The sequence below is a fragment of the Azospirillum mesophilum genome (assembly GCF_053470405.2).
This window is the reverse complement of record NZ_JBPXMQ020000037.1, coordinates 25755-29181: the sequence shown is the minus strand read 5'-3', so window position 1 is coordinate 29181 and position 3427 is coordinate 25755. Positions and strand designations below refer to the sequence as shown.

Annotated in this window: 1 protein-coding gene; it reads right to left on the bottom strand. The window is 69.2% G+C overall.

The window, feature by feature from the left end; translation table 11 throughout:
- Window positions 1-548: 548 nt before the first annotated feature.
- Window positions 549-3422, bottom strand: coding sequence for a PAS domain S-box protein (locus ACSVC7_RS25775; RefSeq protein WP_448207609.1), 2874 nt, complete (start codon window positions 3420-3422; stop codon window positions 549-551).
- Between the last annotated feature and the right edge of the window lie 5 nt (window positions 3423-3427).

The following is a 3427-nucleotide window of genomic DNA, read 5'->3' as shown; positions in this document are numbered from 1 at the left end:
GATCCCGCCAACCCCCACCGTCGATTTCTCGAATTCGTGGCCACGGCCTGCAAGCTGCAATCATTCCAGAGTTGCTACTCGCGGGAAGCCCCGATCCATTCGTATTAATACGAACCATACCTTAGGATGCATATAAAATGCGATGCAATTCCAGTGGGAAGCTGCGACAGGTTGCGGCAAATACGTTAATGAACAAGGCCGCTAATAACAAAATGCGACAAATTGTGACGGCGCTATCGTGGTGAAAAAGCTGCATGCGTCCGCAACCCTGCCGCGATGTGGCAAGTAACAATCCGGTCAGCGTGCCTTCATGAGTTGTCGGCTTGTTCAGTTTTTCGATAATTGCGCGGGAGCCATCTGACCGAGAATAAACTTCGCGCCAACAGATGACTCGGAGCGGTGTTTATTCTCGGGCGCGCTGGTCTTCTACTTCCCAAACCTACGGGAGTGTGCGGCCTGCGCGGGGTTGGGCCGGGCGCAGGGGTGGGGGCGGCGTCCAGCACGCGCCGTGCCGGACAACCGTAAATCATGGATGCGATGAACGAGTGTTATTTCCAGTGGCGCTCTTCGGCCGCGCGCCCGGTGCTGCGACCGCCCAGGGAGGGTTCCCAGCCCGCGCCTGACGCGGCCAGCATGTCGGTAACGCGGGCGACCAGAGCGCCCGTTTCGAAGGGCTTCTGCAGCACCTCGCAGCCCGGCTCCAGGATGCCGGTGCCGAGTGTGGCGTCGTAGGCGTAGCCCGTCATGAACAGCACGCCCAGACCCGGCCGGCGCTGCCGCACCACCTCGGCGAGCTGGCGCCCGTTCATGCCCGGCAGGCCGACATCCGTCACCACCAGATCGACCGCAAGCCCGCCGTCCAGCAGCTCCAGCGCCTCCGCCGCATCGGCGGCCTCGACGACCTCCAGGCCGGCGTCCTCCAGCGCCTGCACCGCGACCATGCGGACCAGCGCCTCGTCCTCCACGATCAGCACGGTGCCGGCGGCGTCGTCCGCGCCGGCGGGCTCGGGGATGGCCGCGGGAATTTCGCGCCGCTCGTCGCGGCAGCGGGGCAGGTAAAGCCGGACGGTGGTGCCCTGCCCCGGCTCGCTCTCGATCCGCACCAGCCCGCGCGACTGGCTGACGAAACCGTAGACCTGGCTGAGGCCGAGGCCCGTCCCCTGCCCGATGGGCTTGGTCGTGAAGAAGGGATCGAAGGCGCGCGCGATCACGTCGGGCGGCATGCCGCTGCCGGTGTCGGCGACGGACAGCAGAACGTAATCGCCGGGAACGGCGTCGGAATTGCGCGGGATGTCCGCCGCGGTGAGGCGGGCGTTGCCGGCGGCGATGGTGATCCGCCCGCCCCCCGCCATGGCGTCGCGGGCGTTGACCGCGAGGTTGAGCAACGCGATTTCCAGCTGGTTGGTGTCGCACCAGGCGTGCCAGACGTCGGGCTGGCTCAGCGTCTCGATGGACACCTGCTCCCCGACCGTGCGGCGCAGCAGGTCCTCCATCCCACGCACCAGCGCTCCGGGATCGGTCGGGTCGGGGCGCAGCGGCTGGCGCCGGGCGAAGGCCAGCAGGCGCTGCGTCAGCGCCGCCGCGCGCGTCGCCCCGGCCTTGGCGTTGGTGGCATAGCTGCGCAGCCGGTCGGCGCGCCCGGCGGCCAGATGCGAGAGCAGAAGATCCAGGTTGCCGGAGATGGCGGTCAGCAGATTGTTGAAGTCGTGGGCGATGCCGCCGGTCAGCTTGCCCAGCGCGTCCATCTTCTGGGCGTGGCGCAGGGTTTCTTCCGCCTTTTCCCGCTCGGCCTCGGCGCGCAGGCGGGCCGTGATGTCCACGACGGCCCCCATGGTGCGCAGGAAATTGCCCTCGGCGTCGCGCTCGACGCGCGCCGACACCAGCACGTCGGCGATCTCCCCGGACCGCTTGACGATGCGGTACGAAACGTCGCGGAAGGATCCCTCCCGCAGCAGCTCCGGCCAGCGGCGTTCCCGGTGCTCGCGGACGCTGTCCTCCGTCATGAATTCGGTGACGTGGCGGCCCAGCACCTGGGCGCGCTCGTCATACCCCATGAACTCCAGCCAGCGGTCGCTGACCGACAGAAGCCGCCCCTCGCTGTTCAGCGAATGGAGCGGCACGGGCGTCTTGGCGTAGAGCGCCAGCAGGTCGGCCTGGGCGCGCTCGCGTTCGGCGACCTCGGCGCGCAGCCGTTCGTTGGCGGCGACCAGCTCGGCGGTGCGCTCATCGACCAGCCGTTCCAGCTCTTCGCGGCGGTCGGTCAGGGCGGTCCGGGCGGCCACCGCGTCGTCGATGTCGGTGCAGGTGCCGAACCAGCGCGTGATCCGCCCATCCTCGCCGCGCAGCGGCAGGGCGCGACCGAGGAACCAGCGGTAGACCCCGTCGGCCCGCCGCAGCCGGTATTCGATCTCGTACTCCTCGCCCGTCTCCAGCGAGTGCCGCCAGCGCGCGTGGGTGCGCGCAAGGTCGTCCGGGTGGACGACGGCCGACCAGCCGTCGCCGTCGGTCTGTCCCGGCTCGGCGCCGGTGTAGCCGTACCAGAAGCGGTTGAAGTAGTCGTGGGAGCCGTCCGCCAGCGTCGCCCAGACGAGCTGCGGCATGGCGTCGGCGATGGCGCGGAACTTCGCCTCGCTTTCCCGCAGGGCGGATTCGGCGGCCCGGCGCTCGGTCACGTCGCGCACGACGACGGAATAGGCGAGGAGCCGGCCGGCGTCGTCGCGCACCGTCGTCAGCACGCAGGAGCCGCAGAAGCGCCGCCCGTCGCGCGTGGTCTGCGTCCATTCCACCTCGTGCCGGCCGGTCCGCGCGGCCTGGGCGATGGCGCTGTCCACCTCCCGGTTCGTCCGTTCCTCCGGCGCGAAGAGCAGGGCGAGTGGGCGGTCCAGCGCCTCCGGCGCGGGATAGCCGAACAGGCGCCGGCTGCCCTCGTTCCAGGAGGTGATGCGGCCGGCCAGGTCCAGCGTGAAGATCGCGTAGTCGCGGATGTCGTCGATGGCCTGATGCAGGCGGCGCAGGCTTTCTCCGGCCCGCTGCCCCTCGGCCCGGGTCCGGGCCTCCGAGATCGCACGCTCGACCGCCGCGGGCAGGCGGACCAGCCGGTGCTTCAGCACATAGTCGCGGGCACCGTGCTTCAGCGCCTCGACCGCCGTTTCCTCGCCCATCCGGCCGGACAGGAAGATGAAGGGGATCTGCGGTGCGCGCTCCTTGGCGATCTCCAGCGCGGCCAGCCCGTCGAAGGTTGGCAGGGAGTAGTCGGCCAGGATCACGTCGAACCGGCGCGCGTTCAGCGCTGCCACGAAGGACTCGCGCGTGTCCACCCGCTCCATGTCGCAGGGGACCCCGGCCTTGGCCAGATGCGCGCGGGCCAGCTCGCTGTCCAGCGCGCTGTCTTCCAGATGCAGGATGGAAACCGTTGCCGTCATTCCGT

What these genes read in the sequence shown, in the direction of transcription:
- ACSVC7_RS25775 (WP_448207609.1), bottom strand. Translation starts at nt 3,422, where the DNA reads ATGACGGCAACGGTTTCCATCCTGCATCTGGAAGACAGCGCGCTGGAC.